General features: G+C 59.6%; 10 protein-coding genes. All 10 read right to left on the bottom strand.

The features are described from left to right. Positions 1–45: 45 nt before the first annotated feature. Positions 46–1,935: a glycoside hydrolase family 97 protein gene (locus RIKMI_RS0105735; protein ID WP_027290818.1), complete on the bottom strand. Its 1,890-nt coding sequence runs from the start codon at positions 1,933–1,935 to the stop codon at positions 46–48. 605 nt (positions 1,936–2,540) lie between these two features. Continuing rightward, complete coding sequence (locus tag RIKMI_RS13170) at positions 2,541–4,763, bottom strand: glycoside hydrolase family 3 C-terminal domain-containing protein (RefSeq protein WP_084135194.1); 2,223 nt, start codon at positions 4,761–4,763, stop codon at positions 2,541–2,543. Between the two features lie 27 nt (positions 4,764–4,790). Next, the gene (locus RIKMI_RS0105725) at positions 4,791–5,501 is read right to left on the bottom strand and encodes an NUDIX hydrolase (RefSeq protein WP_037291576.1); all 711 of its coding nucleotides are present in this window, start codon (positions 5,499–5,501) and stop codon (positions 4,791–4,793) included. A gap of 386 nt (positions 5,502–5,887) precedes the next feature. Further along, positions 5,888–8,356 carry a glycoside hydrolase family 31 protein gene (locus RIKMI_RS0105715; protein WP_027290816.1) on the bottom strand — a complete coding sequence of 823 codons (2,469 nt, stop codon included), beginning with the start codon at positions 8,354–8,356 and terminating at the stop codon, positions 5,888–5,890. A gap of 187 nt (positions 8,357–8,543) precedes the next feature. Beyond that, positions 8,544–11,117 (bottom strand): beta-N-acetylglucosaminidase domain-containing protein, encoded by a 2,574-nt coding sequence (locus tag RIKMI_RS0105710; protein WP_027290815.1) that lies wholly within the window; start codon positions 11,115–11,117, stop codon positions 8,544–8,546. 1,057 nt (positions 11,118–12,174) lie between these two features. Next, positions 12,175–13,965: a DUF4091 domain-containing protein gene (locus RIKMI_RS0105700; protein ID WP_027290814.1), complete on the bottom strand. Its 1,791-nt coding sequence runs from the start codon at positions 13,963–13,965 to the stop codon at positions 12,175–12,177. A 127-nt stretch (positions 13,966–14,092) separates the two neighbouring features. Further along, positions 14,093–16,423 (bottom strand): glycoside hydrolase family 20 protein, encoded by a 2,331-nt coding sequence (locus RIKMI_RS0105695; protein ID WP_027290813.1) that lies wholly within the window; start codon positions 16,421–16,423, stop codon positions 14,093–14,095. A gap of 641 nt (positions 16,424–17,064) precedes the next feature. Further along, positions 17,065–18,324 (bottom strand): phosphoglycerate kinase, encoded by a 1,260-nt coding sequence (locus RIKMI_RS0105685; protein ID WP_037291572.1) that lies wholly within the window; start codon positions 18,322–18,324, stop codon positions 17,065–17,067. A gap of 222 nt (positions 18,325–18,546) precedes the next feature. Further along, positions 18,547–20,472 (bottom strand): glycoside hydrolase family 97 protein, encoded by a 1,926-nt coding sequence (locus RIKMI_RS0105680; protein ID WP_027290811.1) that lies wholly within the window; start codon positions 20,470–20,472, stop codon positions 18,547–18,549. 340 nt (positions 20,473–20,812) lie between these two features. After that, positions 20,813–21,733 carry a mechanosensitive ion channel family protein gene (locus RIKMI_RS0105675; protein WP_027290810.1) on the bottom strand — a complete coding sequence of 307 codons (921 nt, stop codon included), beginning with the start codon at positions 21,731–21,733 and terminating at the stop codon, positions 20,813–20,815. Positions 21,734–21,842 lie beyond the last annotated feature (109 nt).

Here is a 21,842-nt window from a genome sequence, read left to right as displayed (position 1 = left end):
GCGATTTCTGTCGGACATGCGGTTGGCATTTCCGGCTCCCGATCATCAGTCCATGGGCACGATGTGCCAGGCTTCGCCTCCCGACGGCTTGAGCGTTACCCTAATCTTGTCTCCGGCCCGGACGGTCTGCGTCGTTACGGCCACTTTCGTGCGGGTCGGCAGCGATTCCGGGCCGTCGGCATAACGCGTGAGGCGGTATTGGCGGCCTTTGGCCAAAAAATCCAACGTCAGGGTCAGTGTCCGTCCCGTCGTGTCGGTGACGGTGCCGACGAACCAGTCGCCAGTCGCGGCTTGCCGGGCCACGCTGGCGTAGCCGCCGATCTCGCCGTCCAGCACGACGGTTTTGTTCCATACGGTCGGCATGATTTTCCAAAGTTCCAGTTCGGGTTCCCCGCCGTAATCCGCCGGGCTGTCGTACCAATAGAGGTACTGCAACGGACTGTAAAAGACCACCGGCAGGGCCAGCTGGTGCGCCGGCGTATTCTGCACATGGCGTTTCTCGTGGCCGAACTCTTTGCGGTAGTAGTAACAATAGGTATAGTCTCCCGCGCCGCTCAGGTAGCGGGTGAAGGGCAGGGCCGTATTGTGGTCGGCGTCGGGCATCTCTTCGTTGCCGCGGATGCCTTCCTGCGTGAGCAGGTTCGGCCAGGTGCGGCTCAGCCCCGTGGGGCGGTATTCGTCGTGGATATTGACCAGCAGCCCGTATCCGGCTGCTTTCCGGACCGCTTCGTTCACCCATTCGACCCAGCGGTGGGTTCCGGTATTGACGAAGCCGAATTTGACGCCTGCGACGCCCCAGCTCCGGTAGAGCGGAAAGAGGATGTCCATGTTTTTCTCCAGTTGGCGTCTATTGACGTAAAGCAGCACGCCGATATGTTTCGTCCTGGCGTACCGGATGACCTCCAGCAGGTTCAGGTCATTGACCGGGTTCCGGTCGGGGTCCACGTCCACCGTCGTGGCGTCCGATGCCTGTACGTATTCATGGCCGTACCAGCCGGCGTCGAAATGGATATAGTCGAGGCCCCGTTCGGCGGCGAAATCGACGCACTTTTTGGCTGTTTCCGTGCTGAGTGTCATTTCGCGGATCGCTTTGCCTGGACGGATCCAGTCGGTCGAGGCCAGGGCGCACGGTTCGTTCAGGTTCAGGACGATGCCGTTGTTCTGCAACAGTTCGGCCGGCCGCCGGGCGACCATTACCACGCGCCACGGGGAGCGGGCGGGAGAACCGGTTACGACCGGAGAGTCCAATACGAGGCGTAATTTTCCGGCTTTGTCCTCCGCACGCAACCGTCCCCGTGCGTAGTTGGTCAGTCCGGCTTCCAGAACGGCGGCGTACAGGCCGTTCGGCAGTTCGGTCGTGAGGGGCAGTTCCGTTTGCAGTTTTTCGAGCGTCCTCCGTTCGCAGACGGCCTGCGGATGGGTATTGACCCATCCTTTCGTGCTGTCGGGAAAGTTGAATTCGGTCAGTTCGCCGCCGATCTTCAGGATCAGGTCTTCGGCGGGCATCTCGTAGCGGAAGGCGATCCCTTCGTCGTAAGCTCGCACGCAGAGCCGGACGTCGGATTCAGGAAAAGAGACTCGGAACTGATTGTAGCGGTCGCGGTATTCCGCCTGTTCGCCGTAAGGGGGACGCCAGACGGTGTCGTGGAGGGCGATCGCGGAGAGTTCGATTTTCCCGATATTCGGAATGGCTTTCCACGACCCGGTACCGTTGCGGTCGTCGAAGCGGAGGTTCAGCGCCGACGGTTCGACGACTGTGTCGTTGCCGGACAATACGGAGTAGAGCAGCGGCGAACCTTCGCCTGTGGTATCGGCGGCGAGGAGGACGAACCGCAGCCGGCCGCCGGGCGATTCGATTCGCGCCAGCTCCAAGGCCTTTGCGGTGGTAAGGGCGAGGATGCCTGCGGCTAACAGGACGATGTGGCGGATATTCATGAAATGAGATCTTAGCAAAAACAAGTATATACGGCTTTACGCCGATTTATTCGTAGGTCTGGTTTCTGATACTCAAGGCCGGAGCCGGCGAGGGCGGGAATGGTTGCAGCCCGGTGCCGCTCGGCGCTCGATCCGGGCTGTAACTACCCCGCTCTCCGCAAGCCGCGGCCCTATGCAAGAAACCGTACAGTTAATTTTATGGCCGGAGCCAGCGGAGGCGAAACAAGCGCAACGCAGTTGCAGGCCGCCGCCCGGGGTGGCTCCGGCCCGCCCGCTATCGCGGTACTTTTACGAATAACCCTACGATTGAAATGCCTTATCCATTCGGCTTTGCGCCCACCTCCCGAAGCGTCAGAGCCGCTTGGGCGCGAAAGCCGGCGATTCTTATGAATCGCACAAACTAAAAAACTATGGTTAATCGTCCGGCATAGCGACCGTGCCGAACCGACGCAGCAGCCGAGCGAGTTCGGATAGCCGAGGCGCCGGAAAGCAGCCGGAACGGCAACCTACCCCCGGGAGCAGGGCTGGTGCCGCTCGGCACTCGAACCGGCCTGTAACTACTCCTGACCTCGCTGGCTCCGGACCGGGAAAACCATATCCGCACATTATTGGCCGGTTAAAATTCCGGCGTGGTTGAATACGATAGGCACCCCGGTAAGTATCATTTCGTCAGCGACGGTATTGGCCCCGAACCGTTCGCCCGCATGGGGCATCCGGCCGCCGGCCCAGATCCGCACGCGGCCCGGTTCTACGACCGTTTCCCCGTTTTCATCGGTGCGCCCCAATTGTTCCGGAGATACGGTGAAAGTCACCACGCGCTTTTCGCCCGGGGCGAAGTGCATCCGTCGGATACCGGCCAGGGCGCATATCGGCGTCTCGCCTCCGACCGTCCCGCGCCGCGAGACGTAAAGTTGCACGACTTCGTCTCCCGCCCGGCGGCCCCGGTTCCGCACCTCGACGCTCACCCGGACGGAGTCGCCGACGGCGGCGGTATCGGGCAGTTGCAGGTCGGAATAGGCATAGGTGTTGTAGCTCAGGCCGTAACCGAACGGGTAGAGTACCTCGCCGTCGAAATAACGATAGGTACGTCCCTGCATGTTATAATCGCGGAAATCGGGCAGGTCGGCAGTCGAATTGTAGAACGTTACGGGCAGTCGGCCGGCGGGATTATAGCGGCCGAACAGGATGTCGGCCAGCGCGTTGCCGGTCTCCTGTCCCCCGTACCAGGCCTGGATGACGGCATCGGCATGGGCCGCTTCCCACCGGAAAGCCACGGCGCTGCCGGACATATTGATGAATACCAGCGGCTTGCCCGTCGCTTCGAGCTTTTTCATCCATTCGGTCTGTACTTCCGGCAGTTCGATCGTGTTGCGGTCGCCGCCGAGGAACCCTTTGATGTCGTCGTTCCCCGCGTCGCCGGCTTCGCCTTCGAGCAGCGGCGAGATGCCTCCGGCAAAAATAATCAGGTCGGCTTTCGCGATGGCTTTCAGCACCTCGTCCGTATCCGGCCCGTCGGCCAGCGGCCCGGTGATGCCCGTAGCGGGATAGTAGATCACGCGCAGACCCGGCTCCCGTTCCAGGGCCATTTTCAAGGTCGTGTTTTCGACCGGGAAGCCGTTGTAGTTGCCCAGCTGGGTAGTTCCGTTGTCGGCATTCGGGCCGAGCAGGGCGACGGTCTTCACGCGCCCGGGTTTTAGCGGAAGCACGCCGTCGTTTTTGAGCAGCACCATCGACTGCCGGGCCATTTCCAAGGCCTGTTTCTTATGTGCCGGCGACGAGACTACCGAGTAGGGGATCGTATCGTAAGGCACGCTGCCCTCAGGCTCGAACTGTCCCAGCCGGAACCGGATCATGAAGAGCCGCCGCAGCGACAGGTCGATCTGCTCTTCCGTAATGAGACCGCGGCGGACGGCTTCCGCCAGCGAAGCGTAATCGTTGCCGCATTCCAGGTCGGTACCGTGCAGCACCGCATCGGCCGACGCGGTCGCCGCGTCGGGGTGCGTCTTGTGGAATTTATGGAAATCGTTTACGCCCCAGCAGTCGGAAGTGACATAGCCCTGAAAATCCCATTCGTAGGTCAGGATCTGTCGCAGCAGTTTATCGCTGCCGCAGCAGGGCTGCCCTTCGTAACGGTTGTAGGCGCACATGACGCCCGACACGCCGGCTTCGCGCACAAGGGTCCGGAAAGCCGGCAGATAGGTGTCCCACAGGTCGTAGGCGCTCGCCGTTACGTCGAACGAGTGGCGTTCGGGTTCCGGTCCGCTGTGTACGGCGTAATGTTTGGCGCAGGCCGAAGTTTTGAGGTAGCGCGGGTCGTCGCCCTGGAGACCGCGAACCATGGCGGCGCCCATCCGGGCCGTCAGGTAGGGATCTTCGCCGTAAGTTTCCTGTCCGCGTCCCCAGCGGGGGTCGCGGAAAATGTTGATATTCGGCGTCCAGAAGGTCAGTCCTTTGTATTGTTTTCCTTCGTCGGGCGTCCCTTTGGCGGCGTTGTAGATGGCCCGCGCTTCGTCCGAAATGATCCGCGCCGTCTTTTCCAGGGCCGGAGGGTTGAATGTGGCGGCGAGTCCGATGGCCTGGGGAAAGACCGTGACTTTATCGCCCGATCGTCCTACGCCGTGCAGGCATTCGTTCCACCAGTTGTAGGCCGGGATTCCGAGCCGGGGGACGGCCGGACTGGCGTGCATCATTTGCGAGATTTTCTCTTCGAGGGTCATGCGGGCGATCAGCGAATCGACCTGCGGAGCGACCGTCAGTCGCGGGTCGCCGGCCGTCGCTTGCGACGGAACGAGCAGGATGGCGGTCAGGGCTGCGAACAGGGTTTTCATGGTTTGTAGCAATAAGTCGGGAATGGATCACATGGATTGCCGGAGCTGATTGTAGGCGATCCGGTCGAATTTGTAATAGTGCGCCGCGCGGTGGGCCACGTCGGTCTGTTTCTCGTCGAGCCGTACGATGTAAGGTATCCGGGCGATTTTTTTGCAGAAATTGCGGATGTCGAACCGTCTTAGGTAGATGGCCTCGTACAGCGCCCGCAATTCGGCCATGGTGAATTTGACGGGCAGCAGTTCGAACAGCATGGCGGGTTCGCTTTCCGTCCATTGGCGGATTTCGCAAAGCGCTTCTTCTGCGATTCGGTTGTGGTCGAACGGCATGGCCGGCAGGTCGCTGACCGGGCACCAGTGCGCGGCTTTGCGTCGGGCTGCCGCGCTCAGCGTGCGGTTGATCCTGCACAACGAAAGGTATGCGATGGTAATCAGGCGTCCCACGGGCCGGCCGTAGGTTTTCTCGAGCCATGCTACGTCGTCCGGGTCCATCGCCCGGTCGGGCGAGCTGAAGCACCGGAATTGCCTGAGGCTCATTTTACGGATGCCCGTCAGTTCGCAGAGCACGCGTCCCGCGGCGCTGTCGGTGTCTTCCATCTGGTAGATCAGGCTGCCGGGCAGTTTCTGGGCGGCGGTGCCCTCTTTTTCGATCAGGAGGATATTCAGTTCGTTCCCATCGAAACCGAATATCGCACAGTCGATCGATACATGGGCGTACATGTATTCCTGAGATGGTTCCATGATCGGATCGGTCGGATTGGTTCGGGTTACTGCAAATATAATTTTTTGTAGTGTAAAATGCTATACAACAGATAATTAAAAATTTTGTTACTGTATTTTATACATGATGTGTTTCTGCGTAATAAAACAGCTACGGACTGATTATCAGCCCGTAGCCGCCACCGGGTTATTGTATCTGGTCGGAAACCGAAATCGGGAAACTCCGGCCGGAGTTTCCGGTGGCACCGATACGGTGCGGGACTTTACTCGACAGGAAGTTGAAGGCCCGGAAACCGGTTCCGGCTCACCATCTTACCGGGTACGGCGATACGAATCTCGTCAAAAAGCATAGGAAGGTCCGGATCGGAGCCGAACATAGGACGTTGCCTCCGGACAGGTCGGGTTCATTAACGGATATAATCGGGTTTTCTGAACTTGATTTTCAGTTCTTTTCCGGTATAATCCACTTTACGGCGCATGATTTCGGCCTTTCCGTCCGGGCCGGGTGAGACGACCCGGATCGTGAAGGTCTGTCGGTCGTAAGCCGGTCGGAACGAGCCTTGCGCGTCCGAGACGGTCAGGGTGCCTGACCGTTCGTTCCAGGTCAGATCGACGGCCCGGTAAATCCCGTTTTCGTAATCGTAGGTCTCGTTGTCATCTTCGTACAGGGTGAAGCGGGCGTCGGCGCCCGTGTAAACCGAGATTTCCAGCTCCCGGTTATCCGCCGTATTCGCATCCTGCGCCGGTTCGCTGCGCGGGACGATCGCGCCGCCCCGCACGAACACCGGGATCGTATGCAGCGGAGCTTCGTAACGGACGGTATCCCCCGCCGGATAGCAGGCGTCCGATTGCAGGTCGAACCAGTACCCGCCGGCATGCCGGGGCAGATAGACCGGGACGGTCGTGTCGGGGGTGCCGATCCGGCCGTTCCGGTCGTGGAACATGGGGCGCGTGACCGGATGGACCAGCAGCGATTCGCCGAACAGGTAGCTTCCCGCCTCTGCGAATGTGCGGGGATCGTCCGTGAAGTCCATGACCAGCGGCCGCATCATCGTTCCTCCGGCGGCGGTTACCTGCCAGGCTGCGGAATAGATGTACGGCAGCAGGCTGTACCGCAGGGCGATCATTTGCAGCTGCGCATCGTAATACCGGCCTCCCGGTTCGCCGAAATGCCAGATTTCGCGCGGGACTTCCGTCCCGTGGGCGCGGAACAACGGACAGAAAGCCCCGAACTGGAACCAGCGCGTGTATAACTCTAAGTATGCGGAATCCTGAAGCCCTTTTTCGTATCCTCCGTCGGAGGTCGCCTCCGCATTCCTGTAATCGCCGATCTCCCCGGCTCCGGCTTTGCCGCCCGTCTCCCGGCTGACGACGCGGAAACCGCCGATGTCGGTCGTCCAGTACGGGAAGCCGGTCATGCACAGGTTGAGTCCCGCCGGAATCTGTTTGCGGAATACGTCCCACGAGGCGTAAATATCCCCCGACCAGGTGGAAGTGCCGTATTTCTGTTGTCCGGCGAAAGCCGAGCGGGTCAGTACCGATACTCTTTTGTCGCTCTGTTCCCTCAGTCGTTCGTACATCATCCGCGACAAGACCAGCGAATAGGTGTTCAGGTAACGGGCGAACGGGCCGATGGCGGTCATGCCGGCCGATTTCGACCAGTATTCCTGTCTGTCCTGGTACAGCCCGTCGCGGAACGAAGGTTCGGTGGCGTCCATCCACCAGGCGTCCACCCCTTTCGAACGGAGGCCGTTGTCCAGATAGCGCCAAAACAGCTTCTGCGCCGCGGTATCGTAAATATCAATGACTTTGTAGCCCGCCCAGGTCGGCACGTCGAACAATGCGCCGACGGAGTCCATCGCCCGGTAGACGGCTGTCTTTTTACCGACTCCCGGCCATACGGACACGGTCAGTTTGACCCGGTATTCCCGATGGAGACGGTCGATCGCCTCTTCGGGCCGCGGGAATCGTGTCGTGTCGAAAACCATGCCGTTCCACGAGTCCATATCTTCGCCCCAATACTGCCAGTCCTGGACGATATTGTCCAGCGGGATGCCCCGTTTGCGGTATTCGGCCACGACCCCGGTCAGTTCGTCGAACGACCGGTAGCGCTCTTTCGACATCCAGAACCCGAATGCCGATTTGGGCTGCATGGGCACCTCTCCGGTCAGGTGGCGCACTCCCGCCACCGCATCGTTCATGTCGCTGCCGTAGATGAAATAGTAGTCCGCACCGTCGCCGATTTCCGAGTCGAACGCGGCGACGCCTCCCTTTTCCGTAAAGGTCGTTTTGGAGTAGTTGTCCCAATAGAGGGCGTAACGGCGGGTCGAGAGCAGTACGGGACTGGCGATTTCGCGGTTGGCCTGTACGAGGTTTACGGTACGTCCCCGGTAGTCGAACGCGCCGTCCTGGTACTGCCCCAGTCCGTATATGGCTTCGTCGGGGGTCAGGGCGAAACGCTGGACGATGCGGTACCCGCCGTCCGGCCCTCCGGCGACGACAGCCCGCGAATGTTCCGCCAATATCGTGTCGCCTGTCGTTCGGTCCCTGAAGAGGATCCGTTTCGATATCCGGTCGTATTCCACGGCGAGCCGGGAGGTCCGGACGACGATTTTATTCCGGCTCCGTTTGACCCGGAAGCCGTCGAACGGGAAATCGCGGTCGTCCACCACGAGCGATTTCCGCACGTCGGACGCCGTTTCCGGGCGGGCTTCGATATGGACGATACGCGGGTCGAGGCAGGTGATCGTCAGCCGTGTTCCGTTTTCTTCGACGATGACGCTCCGGCCGTCTTTTCCTGCCGTTGCGTTCTGGCCGTGAACCGGTACCGCCGGCAGGAGGCAGAGCCAGCCGAGCAGTGCGAATGCGGTTTTCATATAAATCCTGTGTTTAGCGCGTCGTGTATTTTTCCCCGAGCAAAGAAAGCCATATTCCGGTAAAATCCAAACGGAATCGTATCGGCCGGATACCTCGTTTGAGGCCGAATGCAAATGGGGAGGGCATAAAAAACCGGCCCGGAATACGGGTTCCGGGCCGGGAAAATACGATTCATCAGTCTGCTGTCTATTCCGGGATGATCTCGAAGATTTCCATATCTCCCAGCAATTCGATCTTCGTGGCTCCGGGAGCGACCTTGACCCGGAAGAGGGGAGCGTCGATCGCCGTTTCCGACAGGACGGCACCTTCGGCGTCTGTCTGCCGGAGTTTCGGCGTTCCCTGCGGGCCGGGTTTCAGCAACAGGGTGTAGCCGGAAACGTTCGCCGGAATGCCGAACCCGAAGGTTCCGCTGCTGACGACGGAAGTCCCCGGATGTTCGTCGAACGCATAGAGCGCTTTCGCAGCCAGCGAATCCGCCGTTTCGATGCGGAAACCGAGCCGGTCGGCCCGGATGGGATTGACCTCGAACGAACGGACGGCCGCCCAGTTGGTCTTGGAGGATTCGAGCCGACGGAGCCGCACGTACCGGGCTTTTACCGGTTCTCCGTTCCAGCGGACGATATACTGCTTATGCAGGCTGTCCGTCAGCGGCAGCCATGTCCGGCCGTCTTCCGAGTATTCGAGGATGGCATGGTCGAAGTAATCCACGTCGTCTGTCGAGTTGCGTCCCTGGAGGATGTCGATTTCGGACACTTCGCGCACATCGCCGAGGTCGGCTCCGATCCAGCTGCCCGCCTTTTGCGATACGCCGGAAGTATAGAACGTCGTCGAGTCGTTGTCGAACATCAGCTTGCCCAGTACGGTTTGCAGATTGGGGAACGTACCGACGGCTTTGTATGCGGCCGGTTTTTTCCCGGCGATCTTCGCGTAGAGCGCGTCTCGGATGTCGTCCATCGTCAGTTCGTAGAAGGGCTGGAGTTTCATGGTGCCGGACTTATGGGCGTTGTACGCTTTGCGGTCCTCGTCGCTCATCAGGTTTTGCACGTAGGCCGACCAGAGCGCCGCATCGTCGCCCGCTTCGTAAAGTTTGACGAGTTCCAAGGCTTTCCGGCCCCGCGTGCCCAGTTTACCGAACTCCGCGAGCCACGGGCGCAGCTCCCGGAGCAGCTCGGCGTTGGCGCATTTCGCTTCCATCTCGGCGGGAACCCGTTCGATCTTTTCGAACTCTTTCAGCAGGGCGTCGTACTGCTCCGGAGTATAGTCGCCGATGCGGAACGTTTCGGTCTCCCACGATTCTGCGCGGCGGTAGCCCGTTTCGGTGTCGCACGAATGGATGGCGAACGTCCGGTAAGCCTCTTTCGCTTCGGGAACCAGTTCCGCGATGCCCCGCTCCCAGTTGTCGATGGGGTTGTAGGCCGCGATGTTCCAGGTGTAGTCAGCCACGCCGTAGAGCGCCAGTTTCGACGCTTCGCCGTGCTCCATCGGATTGCTGGCGAAACCGCACACTTCGTCGGCCGTGAGGGTGGTGTCCAGCCCGTAAACCGGCCCTTGCATGATGATGTGGCGCACGTAGTCGGTAACGGGGTAGTTCCACCAGTAATAGCCCGGCCGCCGGATGCGGCTGTTGAGCCATTCCATGGTCTCGGGAGTGAGGTCGCTGCACACGGCGTCGCCGGTCCAGAAGACGGCGACCGACGGGTCGAGCGTCTGTCCGTATATGCTCAGGCTGCCTTGCGGCGTCGGGTTGGCCCAGAGCTTGGAATAGTCGGTGGGGCAGACCACCAGCGGGGAGACGTCGCCCTTGGCCTGTACGAATTCGCGGTTGAGGCGGTTGAGCAGCTCCACCTGCTTCACGGGGTTCGTCCCTTCGCCGGAAATGTCGTCGAAGAAAATAGCGAACGAGCGTACGCCGAGGTCGTACATCAGTTGGAACTTATGGACCAGGTTGCCGTAGTCCTCTTCGTTCCACTTGATGTCCTGGCCGGGGTGGATCGCCCAGACGAAATCGACGTAGTTGCGGTTGCAGGCTTCCACCAGCTCGCGGATGTTCTGCGCCTCTTTTTCCGGGTAGGGCTGCCGCCAGTTCGGGCTGCTGTGGTAGGGGTCGTCTTTGGGGCCGTAGAGATAGCTGTTCATCTTGAACCGGCCGTAGAAGTCGATGAGCGAGAGCCGCACTGCGTGGGGCCAGGGCGTGCCGTAAAACCCTTCGACCACGCCGCGCAGCGGCAGGTCGGGATAGTCGTTGATCTTCAGGTAGGGCAGGCGCCGTCCTCTGTCCGTCCGGACAATCGGGCTTTCGGCGATCTGCCGCAGGGTCTGGATTCCATAGAAAACGCCCCGCTCGTCGTATCCGGTGATGGCGATTCCTTTTTTGCCGATATTCAGCGCATAGGCTCCCGACACGGCTTTGACGCCGGCTTCGGCGGCCGCTTCCGGGCCGAAGTCTGTGGTGAGTTTAACCCCTTTCTGACCGGTGGGCAGGATTCGGCCGATCTCTTCGGCGAATTTTCCCTGTTTCTCCGTCAGGCGTATCCCGCCGGAGAAGTCGAGCGTGCCGTCGGGATCGAGGGTCAGGCTGTGCGGCGTGGGATTGATAATAAGGCCTTTGTGGTCCAGTTTCTGTCCGGGGACCATCAGCACGTGCTGCGATTCCGATCGCTGCGAGGAGAGGTCGAATCCGTCGTTTTCCTGTGCCGAAAGGGGACCGCAAACCAGCAGACAGGATGCCAGGGCGGTCAGCAGGATGCTCTTTTGTGCCATTGTCGAACGGTATATGGTTATGGTTATTATGCCGCCGGTTTCTGTGCCCGGCGGCGCTTTGTTTTCGCCAAGATAACATTTTAATTCGGTTTACGCTTCGGCTGCCGTCGAATTCGTGCGGAACGGAGCGGTTGCCGTCGCGGCGCGTTCGGTCTTCGGGGCGGGCGCCGTTTCCGTGTCCGGTTCCAAAAGTAGAGGCTGCGGCCGATAAAAGAGTTGTCCCGGATCAAAAAACGACGGCGATTGTTACAATTTAGGCAAGTATAACTTAACCCAAAACCGTGCGATGATTTCCCTAATCGGTCCGGCGGCGTCGTTCGGCGCAGGGGCCCGGGACTTTGCCAAGGGGCGGGCGCAGGTCGAGAACATCTGAAAACCAGTCATACAAATAAAACCGATTAAGTAAGTATATACGACTTTACCCTATATCATTGCACGCTTGATTTTCAGGATATTTCGGTCCGCGCCCACCCCCTTAAGCAGAGAAAGCCCCGGTCCCCTGTGCCGAGCGGCACCGCAGGGCCGTTTAGAGAGATCCTTGCCCGATTTTGGGTAATGTCGTATATACTTACCAGCGATTATATACTTTGGTCTACCAAACCTATTCGGGGGCAATTCCCCTCCATCGGCTTCGCGCCGGACGGCTTTCAGCCCTCGGAGGGGGAGGCGGCGCGAGCCGAAAAAGTATCGACGAAAACCAATTGGTATATCAAAGTATATAATCGGGCGAATCGAATAAGGTAAAGTCGTATATACTATGCCCCCGACTGATTTTTCGATTCGCGCCGGATCCTCCGGGTCTTTTGCGCGGGTTTGCATCGCCTCGTGCCGGACCTTTTCGACAAAAAGAACTCCCGGCCGGAGTACCCGGCGGCGCAAGGCCGAATGGGGAGATTCTCCGACCAATTGGGTACATGAAAGTAGGGAACCTCCTTTTTATTCCGGGCGAGCGCGGGGTATGGCAGCCGGTTCCGGGGAGGGATGTCGGAGAGCGCGGTAAAAGAGCGGGGCGGGGAAGAAACCTTCTTCCCCGCCCCGCTCGGTATCCGTTCTCGGGTCAGAGCGTGTTGAGCAGCTCTTGCAGTTGTACCAGCATCGCCTCCGGTTCCATCTGCGATTTCTTCAGCCCTTCCGGCGTGAAGAGGGCTACCGTTTCATCCAGCTCTTTCAGCCCGGCATCGTTCCCGTTCGCTTTCAGTTCGCCGCGCAGCAGGCGGATTTTTTCGGCGTTCTGGATTCCCTCGATCAGCCGTTCGAAGCGGATGCTGCTCCGGTTGCCCGGATAGACGATGTAGCAGTCGCCCGCGGCCCAGGTGCGGAATCGGGAGTCGCGCAGCGGATCGGCCGTCCAGCTGTTGTATGTCCAGCGCAGCACGCCGTCGTAATCGCCGGCTACGGCGTGTACCGGCAGCCACGCGGCTTCGGCCGGGTTCGAGAAGGTGAACGTGTTGGGGAAAGCCTCCGTGCAGCAGATATAAACGGTGCTGATCTGACCGTTTTTCTCCCGCTGGGCCTTGACTGCTTCCGGGAATTTGTGCGTGTAGGGGATACTGAGGTCGTACAGGTCGGCCTGGATTTCGTCGTGGTAGTTCCCGGCCAGCGTGATCTTGAATTCCGGATCGGCTTTCCGGATAAGCTTGATCGCCTCCTGCATCGCTTTCATCGGACGTTCGTCCATCGAGATGGCGGTCTTTTCGAACCACCCTTTCCCGCGCAGGTGGCGCGAGAAGTCTTTGAGGAACGGCAGCCAGTAAGCGGCATAGGCGCTGTCGCCCGGTTCGGCGTTCACGAACTGCACGCGGCTGGTGGCCTGGTCGAAATAGTCGAAGCTCAGCGCCCACGGGATCATGGTGTAGCAGTTGATCTGTCCGTCTATGCCCGCTTCGTTCAGCATGAAATCGACCCATTTGTCGAACACGGTGTAGTCGTACTTCCACGAGCCGTCTATTTTCCGCGTCTTGCCGATCATGCTGTCGAAATGGTCTTCGGTCTGTCCGGCCCAGGGTTTGTGCATGATGGAGGCCGTCACGACCTTTTGTCCGGCGGCGGCCAGCCTTTTCATCAGCGGCAGCATGGCGTCGAAGTGTTCGCGGCTCCACAGCGGCACCTGGTGGTAACGGGCTACGGAGTAGGGGTTTTGCCACAGGTCGAGGTGGAATTTCCAGTCGGCCGGTTCCGGCAGCGTGCGGTTCACCACGCCGATCTCCATCCGGAGTTTCATCGGCTTCAGGTTTTTGCCCGAAACCGTCAGCGTCCCTTTATAGGTGCCGGGCGCGGCATCCTGCGGCACCCGGACGTTCACCCAGATCGGCTGGGCCGAGCAGGGTTTCAGGTCGCGGACGCTCACCGTATCCAGCACGTCGGCCACGACGGAGGAATCCCAGTCCGCTTTGTTCGGCCGGTGGCCGCAGCCGCCCCCGCCGCCTTTGTTCAGCTCGTCGGTCATTACGTAACGCACGAAGCTGGCTTCCACGGCCGAAGCGGGGATCGTCACCCGGCCGCTGCCGCGCAGGTCGCTGACCGTAACGGTCACGTCGTCCAACGCTTCGGCGGTCCACAGCACGGCCTGGCCGTTCACCCGTTCCCCTTTCCAGGCTTTGGCGCGCCACAGGGTGTTGTTTTCGACCTTCGGGACATCCAGCTTCTTATAGCGGGTATCGGTGTCGCCCCAGCTCAGGCCGACCGGTTTCTTGAGCGCGTTCCATACCTCCGCCCCGTCGTGGGGTTTGGTGTCGGTCAGTTCTTCGTAGTCCCCCAGCGGGTATTTCTCCGCCATGGCGGCGGTCTGCGCCGAGACGCATAAAGGTCCCCCGAAAAGGAGGGCGCATAACATCAGCGTATATTTCATCTTGATCGTCGAATGGTTGATTTGAATACTTGCGGGCTGGCCGTAGCCGGCGGGGCAAAACGGGCACCGCGGGTTGCAGTCCTCCGCCCGGGACGGTTGCGGCCTGTGGGGTCGCAACCGTCAGCGTTTAGTTCAGGCTGATTTCGTCGATAAATACGAACGCCGGGCTGCCTTTGCCTCCGTGCCAGGCCGGCATGCTGTGTTCCGGCTTGACGATGATTTTCACATAGCGGGTCTTGACCGGATCGAAAGTCAGGGCATGTTCATAGACCCCGTTGCGGTCCTGTTCGCCCATGGCCGGATAGTCGGCTTCGGCCACCGTGCGGAATGTCTTCCCGTCGTCCGAAACCGCCACGCCGAAATAGCGGGCGTCGAAAACCCAGTCGCCTTTGGCCACGCAGGTCTCGATCTGCGCCTGCGAAATTTCGGTCGGTTCCAGCAGGTCGATCACCGCTTCCATGTCGTTCTGCCAGAAAGCGATCCAGCGTCCCGTCTTGTAGTTGTCGTTCCCTTTGAGGCCGTCCGTCAGCGTCGCGGCTCCTTTATATTCATATTGTTTGTTGATCGGCTGGAGCATCGTAATCGGCTTCATGCTGGCCTTGTTGAAGAAGATTTCTTCCGAGAATACGCGGCTGTTGCCGTTCGGCCGCACGACCACGGCTTTCAGCGTGCAGGGTTCCTTGATTTTCAGCGTATCCGTATATTTCGGCGACGCGGCCGTGGGGTCGGTGCCGTCCAGCGTATAATGGATGTCCGCGCTGTCGATGGCCAGCAGGGTTACGTCCAGCGCCCCTTCCGCCGGATTCGGCAGGAAAGAGACGTTCACGTCGAAGACGTGTTTGGCGTAGTTGTACCCTTCGAGGTCGTAGAGGCGCACCAGTTGCGGCAGCCGCGCGAGGAACGAGTCGTATTCCTTCAGGCTCGGATCGGTCCACTGCACCTCGGCCAACGCCGCCATGCGCGGCAGTTCCATATATTCCACCTGCCGGAAATTCGGGATATATTCGGTCCACAGGTTGGCCTGCACGCCGATGATGTGAACGGCCTCTTCCGGGGTCAGCGATTCCGGCACCGGTTCGTAGCCGTAAACCGATTCGAGCGGGATGTAACCGCCGATGGCGATCGGTTCCTTTTCGGTGTCCTGGCTCTGGTAATAGTCGAAGTAGAGGTGCGACGACGGGGTCATGATGGCGTCGTGTCCCATTTTGGCCGCTTTCACGCCTTCGGCTGCGCTGCGCCAGGCCATGACGGTGGCGTTCGGAGCGAGGCCCCCCTCCATGATTTCGTCCCAGCCGATGATCTGCCGGCCGTGGTCGTTCAGGAATTTCTCGGCGTGGCCGATGACGAAGCTCTGGAGCTGTTGTTCCGGGCTGTGTTTGCCGTCAGGTTCGATACCCAGGGCCGCGATCCGGGCTTGGCATTTCGGGCATTTTTCCCAGCGTACTTTCGGGCATTCGTCGCCGCCCACGTGGATGTATTCGCTCGGGAAGATTTCGATGATCTCGCCCAGCACGTCGTCGATGAATTGCAGGGTCTGGTCGTTGCCGGCACAGAGCACATCGTCCGAGATGCCCCACTGTCCCCAGACTTCGTACGGGCCGCCGGTGCAGCCCAGTTCCGGGTAGGCGGTCAGCGCGGCCTGCATGTGGCCCGGCAGGTCGATTTCCGGGATCACGGTGATATACCGTTCGGCGGCGTAGGCCACGATCTCGCGGGCCTCGTCCTGGGTATAGAACCCGCCGTAGGGGATGCTGTCGTACTCGCCGCTGTTGTGGCCGATAACGGTCGCTTTGCGAACAGACCCTTTTTCGGTCAGTTCCGGCCGTTTTTTGATTTCGATGCGCCAACCCTGATCGTCGGTCAGGTGCCAGTGGAAGCGGTTCATGTTGTGCAGGGCCAGCATGTCGATGAACCGTTTGACGGAATCGACGCCGGTGAAGTGGCGGCTCACGTCGAAATGCGCCCCGCGGTAGGCGAACCGGGGCCAGTCGTCGATTTTCACGGCGGGCAGCAGCACGTCGCCCCGACCGACGGGCAACGACTTACGCAGGGTCTGGATCCCGTAGAAAACCCCGGCTTCCGACGCTCCGGCGATGGTCACGCCGCCCTTGCCCACCGTCAGCCGGTAGGCTTCCGGCTGCTGTGGGTCGAGACCCAGCGTCAGGACGATGTTGCCTTCGGCATCCGAAAGGCCGCCGTGGGTCATCTGGAGTTTCAGGCCGGTCATCTGGCCGATATAACCGGCCAGGAACGCGGCGTTTTTTTGCATTTGTTCGTTCCCTTCGGGATAGACGATTTGGGTGTTTTCGCTCAGGCGGAAACCGGGTTCCTGCGCCTCTTCGATTTGCTGCGGCAGCGGGATGACCTGGTAATCGGCCTGCTGAACGGAACCTCCGGAGCAGGAGGCCAGCATGCCTGTCGCAAGGGCCGTTCCCAGTAGTCGGTGGATGGTTTTCATTCGGTATGGATGTTTTCGGTTAGTAATTTCTACGGATTGTCATTACGGGAAGGCGGGGCATACCCAGCCATTTTACAAAGCTAACGAATTTTTGTATAAAGATAAAGGTAAATATATACGACTTGACCCAAAACCGGGTAATGATTGCCCCGAACGGCACCGCAGTGCCGTTCGGCATAGGGAATCGGGAGTTTTCTTTGTCGTAAGAGGGCGGTACGAACCCGAAGTACGATGAGCATCGAATATGCTGTAAGGGTAAATTTCGTATATACTTATTCAGATATTAAAGCCGGAGCCGGCAGAACCCAAACAGGCGGGCACCGTTGCCGGCCGCCGTCCGGAGTGGCTCCGGGCTTTGTGCCCGGGGTTCGCATCGCCTCGTGCCGGATTTTTTCGATAAAAAGAACTCCCGGCCGGAGCGATCCCGTCGGGTCTTTTGCATGGGTATGCCATACTCGATTCAGGCGGCACCGCAGAGCCGATAGAGGAAAATGGTCGCCGCCCCTGTATTCGGTAATATACAATCGGGTTGCCGGATCCCGTTTCAGGCTTGCCCCGTCGGGAATCGGGCGCTCAGAAAACAACGAGGGCGTTTCCCGTACGGGAAACGCCCTCGCCCGATATCCGGAAGTGCCGGGGAATTATTTGCGGATCGCCGCAACGCCCGGCAGCTCTTTGCCTTCCATGTATTCCAGCAACGCGCCGCCGCCGGTCGATACGTAGCTCACCTTGTCGGCCATGCCGAACTTGTTGATGCAAGCTACCGAGTCGCCGCCGCCGATCAGCGAATAGGCGCCCTTCGCCGTAGCTTCCACGATCGCTTCGGCGATCGCTTTCGAACCGTCGGCGAAAGTGTCGAACTCGAACACCCCTACCGGGCCGTTCCACAGGATGGTTTTCGATTCTTCGATAACTTTCCGGAATTTTTCGGCGGTTTTCGGGCCGATGTCCATCCCTTCCCAGCCGTCCGGAATGTCGTTGGCCGGGCATATCTTGGTATTCGCGTCGTTGCTGAAAGCGTCGCCGCATTTGGCATCCTCGGCCAGCACGAGGTTCACGCCGAGTTTTTTGGCCTTTTCGACGATCGCCAGCGCGGTGTCGAACTGGTCTTTTTCGCAGATCGAGTTCCCGATCTTGCCGCCTTGTGCGGCCATGAAAGTATAGGTCATGCCGCCGCCGAGGATCAGGTTATCCACTTTCTCCATCAGCGATTCGATGATGGTGATCTTGGTCGATACCTTCGAACCGCCGAGGATCGCCGTGAACGGTTTTTTCGGGGCTTCCAGCACGCCGTCGATCGCTTTCAGCTCGCCTTCCATAATGTAGCCGAACATCTTGTCGTTCGGGAAGAATTCGGCGATCAGGGCCGTCGATGCGTGTGCGCGGTGAGCCGTGCCGAACGCGTCGTTGATATAGCAGTCCGCATACGAAGCCAGCTTCTTGGTAAACTCTTTCTGAGCCTCTTTCACCTGGGCTTTGGCGGCTTTCTTTTCTTCGTCCGTAGCGTCTTCTTTCAGCCCGCGCGGTTTGCCCTCCTCTTCGGCATAGAAGCGGAGGTTTTCGAGCAGCAGTACCTGTCCCGGTTTCAGAGCGGCCGATTTTTCGGCAGCTTCGGCACCCATGCAGTCTCCGGCGAAGTCGATTTTCTGGCCGAGCAGTTTTTCGATGATCGGGATGATGTGTTTGAGCGAGAACTTGTCTTCCGGTCCCTTCGGACGTCCCAGGTGCGACATCAGGATCGCCGATCCGCCGCCGGCCAGCACTTTCTTGATGGTCGGAATGGCCGCCCGGATACGGGTATCGTCGGTTACGTTGAACGATGCGTCCAACGGTACATTGAAGTCAACGCGGATAATCGCCCGTTTGCCTGCGAAATTGTAGGTGTCGATTGATTGCTGCATGATGGTTGTTTTAGGAATGTTCTTTTTCAGTTGGTTGCGTGAATGATTGTTAGTTGATTCACAGCTACAAAGATATGGATATTTTTGGATATTATTACATCCGGGGGCCATTACCTCTTCTTATCGCCGTTTACGGCGGGATTTCGGACGTATCCGCTGCTATCCGGCAGCGGCTCTCCTGTCGGAAAATCATCCGTCGCCCGTTTCCCGATTCCCGGACAATCAGCGACGTTCGAATTTGATCAGGTAACCGCCGCCCGACGGCAAATCGAGCTCCAGTTTCCGGCCCGGTTTCGTATCGGCCGTGCTTACGACGATCCGTCTGCGGTCGTCCGTAGCGTCCGCAGCGGTCGTCGTCCGGTAGCGGCCTGCAGGCAGGAAATCCAGCGACAGGTCGCCGGAGAACGGTTTTTCGCCGTTCAGCACCGCCAGGTACCAGACATCGCCTTTGCGCCGCGCGACAGCCGCCAGCTCCCCGATCCGGCTCTCGGCGAGGACCCGCGTTTCGTCCCACTCGACCGGCACTTCCTCGATGAACCGGCGCCCCGGACACGCCAGCATGTCTTCCATATCGGCCGCCAGAATCAGCATCGGCGAGGTAAACATATAGATAGAAGCCAACTGGTGGGCGAAAGTCACCGAAGGCGGGCAGAATCCGCGGAAGTTCAGCGGCGTATAGTCGGCCGGGCCGGCCAGCCAGCGGGTGAAGGGCAGCACCGTATTGTGGTACGGCCACGGCGGACCAGGCGCCCAGGTGTCTTCGCCGCCGACAGACTCCAGTCCCCGGACGGCCTCTTTGGCCAGCAGGTTCGGATACGTATGATTGTCGCCGGTCGGTTTGTTCACACCGTGGAAGATGACCATCAGCCGATTAGCGGCCGCCTCTTTCAGAATCGCCTCCATCAGATCGACCGTAAACAGGTTCTCGGTGTGGAAAAAGTCGATTTTCAATCCTTTGACGCCGATTTCGCTGCATTTTTTCATAAAACCGGCTCGCTCGTCGGCATCCGCCAGTCCGATGTCCGTTCGGTTTCCGGCCCGCGGCGAAGAGGGCCTCCAAACCCAGATATCGATCCCTTTGGCCGCGGCGTAATCGACCAGTTCTTTCAGCATGTCCCATTTGGAACGGCCGCCGGCATCCCTCTCGGTTTCGGGCCAGAGTTCCCACCCGTCGTCCACGACGACGGACTGCAAACCCAATTCGGCCGCTCCGTCCACATATTTTTTGTGGTTCGCCACGCTGAGCCGGTCCGGGCCTTCGGTCAGCCAGGTGAAAACCGAACGACCGGGGCGGATCCATTCCGTATCTTTCCCCTGTGGGAAAAGCGCCGGGTCGGGACGGTCGGAAACCGCCGCGATGATTCCGTTATTCACTAGCCCGTCCAGATCTTCGGCCAGCATCACGATGCGCCACGGCGTCACGATCTCGTCCGCCCCTTCGCGAGGAGTGGCGATCCAGGGCCAGTCGCGTACCTCTTCGTGCCAATATTTCGCGGGCGGCAACCCGGTAACCACGCCGGTCTCCAGATGCCCTTTGTTCTCCACATAACCCCACTGCACGCGGTTCCCCGTGCGGCCGTAAAGCACGGCGCCGTGGTAGTGGAACAGGTTGGCTTCGGTAAGGGCGGCATAAGTGCCGTCGGGAAGTCGGAAAGTGGCCGGCGGAGCGAGCAGCTCACCGTCCACGGCGTCGATACCGCGTTCCTGGTAGGCTTGTATCCACCCGTACTGGAACGGGCCGCTGGCATACCAGACGCGGGTTCCGGCCGGGAACGTGCAGGCCGTCTGTTCGCCGTATATGCAGCGGGGGCCGTCGGCGGGAATCCGGTAACGCAGGGCGACGCCGTCGTCGAACCGGCGGGTATCGACGAAGTAGGTCTGTCCGTCGGTACGCTCGATGGTGTAAGTCACGCCCTTGCCGGTCGAATCCGTCGCAACGATCCGGGCCTCCTCGCCGAGCGGGTTACGGTCTACATTCAGCCCCAGCGGGGAGGAAGAGACGACGGTCCTGCCTTGATATTCGACATCGTAACACAGGCGCCCTTCGACGACATTCAGGTTCAGTTCGGCTTTTTGCGCCCATAGGAGCGCAGGGGCCAATGCAAACAGAGCGGCGCACGTCCGTGCCGCCGACCGATAAGTTTTCATACGGGAAAAGGTTTGGGTTCGAGTCGCTTACAAAGATAAGGATTCGCCGAAAAAATGCAACGGCACCGTATTTCCGGGGGTAATTATCCAAAGTCATGCTATGATCTCCCCCAACGACCCTGCGCCCAAGCGGTCTGCCGCTTCAGGGGTGGGCGCAGGCCGAAAATAGCTGAAAACCAGACATACGAATAAAACAAAGTAAGGTCGTATATACTTACCTTTCCGGGAAAACAACGTCGGCTGCGCCTCTCCGGAAGTCCGTTCGGAACAGATCTCCAAATAAAACGGCGGATCCGGTACGAAACCGGAATCCGCCGCCGACCGGAAAAAGGGATATCCGTCATTCGTTCCCTTTATACAGATGCACGTCCATCTGCGGGAAGGGAATGTTCAGCCCTTTCTGCGAGAATGTCTTGTACACTTTTTCATTCATGTCGAAAAAGACATTCCAATATTCCGACGAATCGACCCAGGCCCGTACCACGATATTCACCGAACTGTCCGCCAGCGCCGTCAGGGCGATAAACGGCGCTGGCTCCCGGGCCACCCGCTCGTCGGCCGCCAGCAGCTCCGCGATCGTCGCCCTGGCCAGGTCGTAATCGTCGCCGTAGGCGATTCCGAACGTCCAATCCACCCGCCGCCGGGGTTCGCGGGAATAATTGTTGATAATCCCTGTCGAGACCGGGCCGTTGGGCAGCAGGATCGTCTTATTGTCCACCGTATTCAGCACCGTATGGATCAATTGTATCTCTTTGACCGTACCGGCCTGCCCCTGGGCTTCGATATAATCGCCCACGCGGAACGGACGGAACAAGAGAATCATCACCCCGCCCGCGAAGTTCTGCAATGTGCCGCTCAACGCCATCCCGATAGCCAGACCGGCCGAAGCGAAAAGGGCGATGAACGACGTGGTGTCGATGCCGAGGATCCCGATAATGATGATGATCAGGAACAGCATCAGCGTGATGTTCACCAGGCTCATCAGAAACGCCCGGAGCGAGACGTCCACTTCGCGTTTGGTCATGATCCGGTTCATGATCTTGCGCACGCGCCGGATCAGCCAGCGGCCGATCCAGAAGATTACCAGCGCGATGAGGATTTTCAGGGCGATATTGACGACTCCGCTGGTCACGGTCTTGATCAGATCTTCTCCCGACATGTGGGACAGAACCGCCAGTTTCTCGGCAAAGGTCGTTTTGACGCTGTCGGCCTTCTCGATCACGGCGGGGTCGGGTTTCAATTGGGTTAAAAAAGAAAACATAACCATAAAATTAAGGAATTATCCCTTTTCGTGTTATCGCAAGAGGGGCTTGCTCCTCGGAGTACCCCGCAGCAGTTGGGGTTAAAAAAGCCAAGAGTTCCCGGGTCAG

This window comes from Rikenella microfusus DSM 15922, from assembly GCF_000427365.1.
In the GTDB taxonomy this organism is placed as follows: Bacteria; Bacteroidota; Bacteroidia; order Bacteroidales; family Rikenellaceae; genus Rikenella; species Rikenella microfusus.
Note: the sequence above shows the minus strand (reverse complement) of the source record. Positions and strands in the feature narration are given on the sequence as shown.

What these genes read in the sequence shown, in the direction of transcription:
- RIKMI_RS0105735 (WP_027290818.1), bottom strand. Translation starts at nt 1,935, where the DNA reads ATGAATATCCGCCACATCGTCCTGTTAGCCGCAGGCATCCTCGCCCTT.
- RIKMI_RS13170 (WP_084135194.1), bottom strand. Translation starts at nt 4,763, where the DNA reads ATGAAAACCCTGTTCGCAGCCCTGACCGCCATCCTGCTCGTTCCGTCG.
- RIKMI_RS0105725 (WP_037291576.1), bottom strand. Translation starts at nt 5,501, where the DNA reads ATGGAACCATCTCAGGAATACATGTACGCCCATGTATCGATCGACTGT.
- RIKMI_RS0105715 (WP_027290816.1), bottom strand. Translation starts at nt 8,356, where the DNA reads ATGAAAACCGCATTCGCACTGCTCGGCTGGCTCTGCCTCCTGCCGGCG.
- RIKMI_RS0105710 (WP_027290815.1), bottom strand. Translation starts at nt 11,117, where the DNA reads ATGGCACAAAAGAGCATCCTGCTGACCGCCCTGGCATCCTGTCTGCTG.
- RIKMI_RS0105700 (WP_027290814.1), bottom strand. Translation starts at nt 13,965, where the DNA reads ATGAAATATACGCTGATGTTATGCGCCCTCCTTTTCGGGGGACCTTTA.
- RIKMI_RS0105695 (WP_027290813.1), bottom strand. Translation starts at nt 16,423, where the DNA reads ATGAAAACCATCCACCGACTACTGGGAACGGCCCTTGCGACAGGCATG.
- RIKMI_RS0105685 (WP_037291572.1), bottom strand. Translation starts at nt 18,324, where the DNA reads ATGCAGCAATCAATCGACACCTACAATTTCGCAGGCAAACGGGCGATT.
- RIKMI_RS0105680 (WP_027290811.1), bottom strand. Translation starts at nt 20,472, where the DNA reads ATGAAAACTTATCGGTCGGCGGCACGGACGTGCGCCGCTCTGTTTGCA.
- RIKMI_RS0105675 (WP_027290810.1), bottom strand. Translation starts at nt 21,733, where the DNA reads ATGTTTTCTTTTTTAACCCAATTGAAACCCGACCCCGCCGTGATCGAG.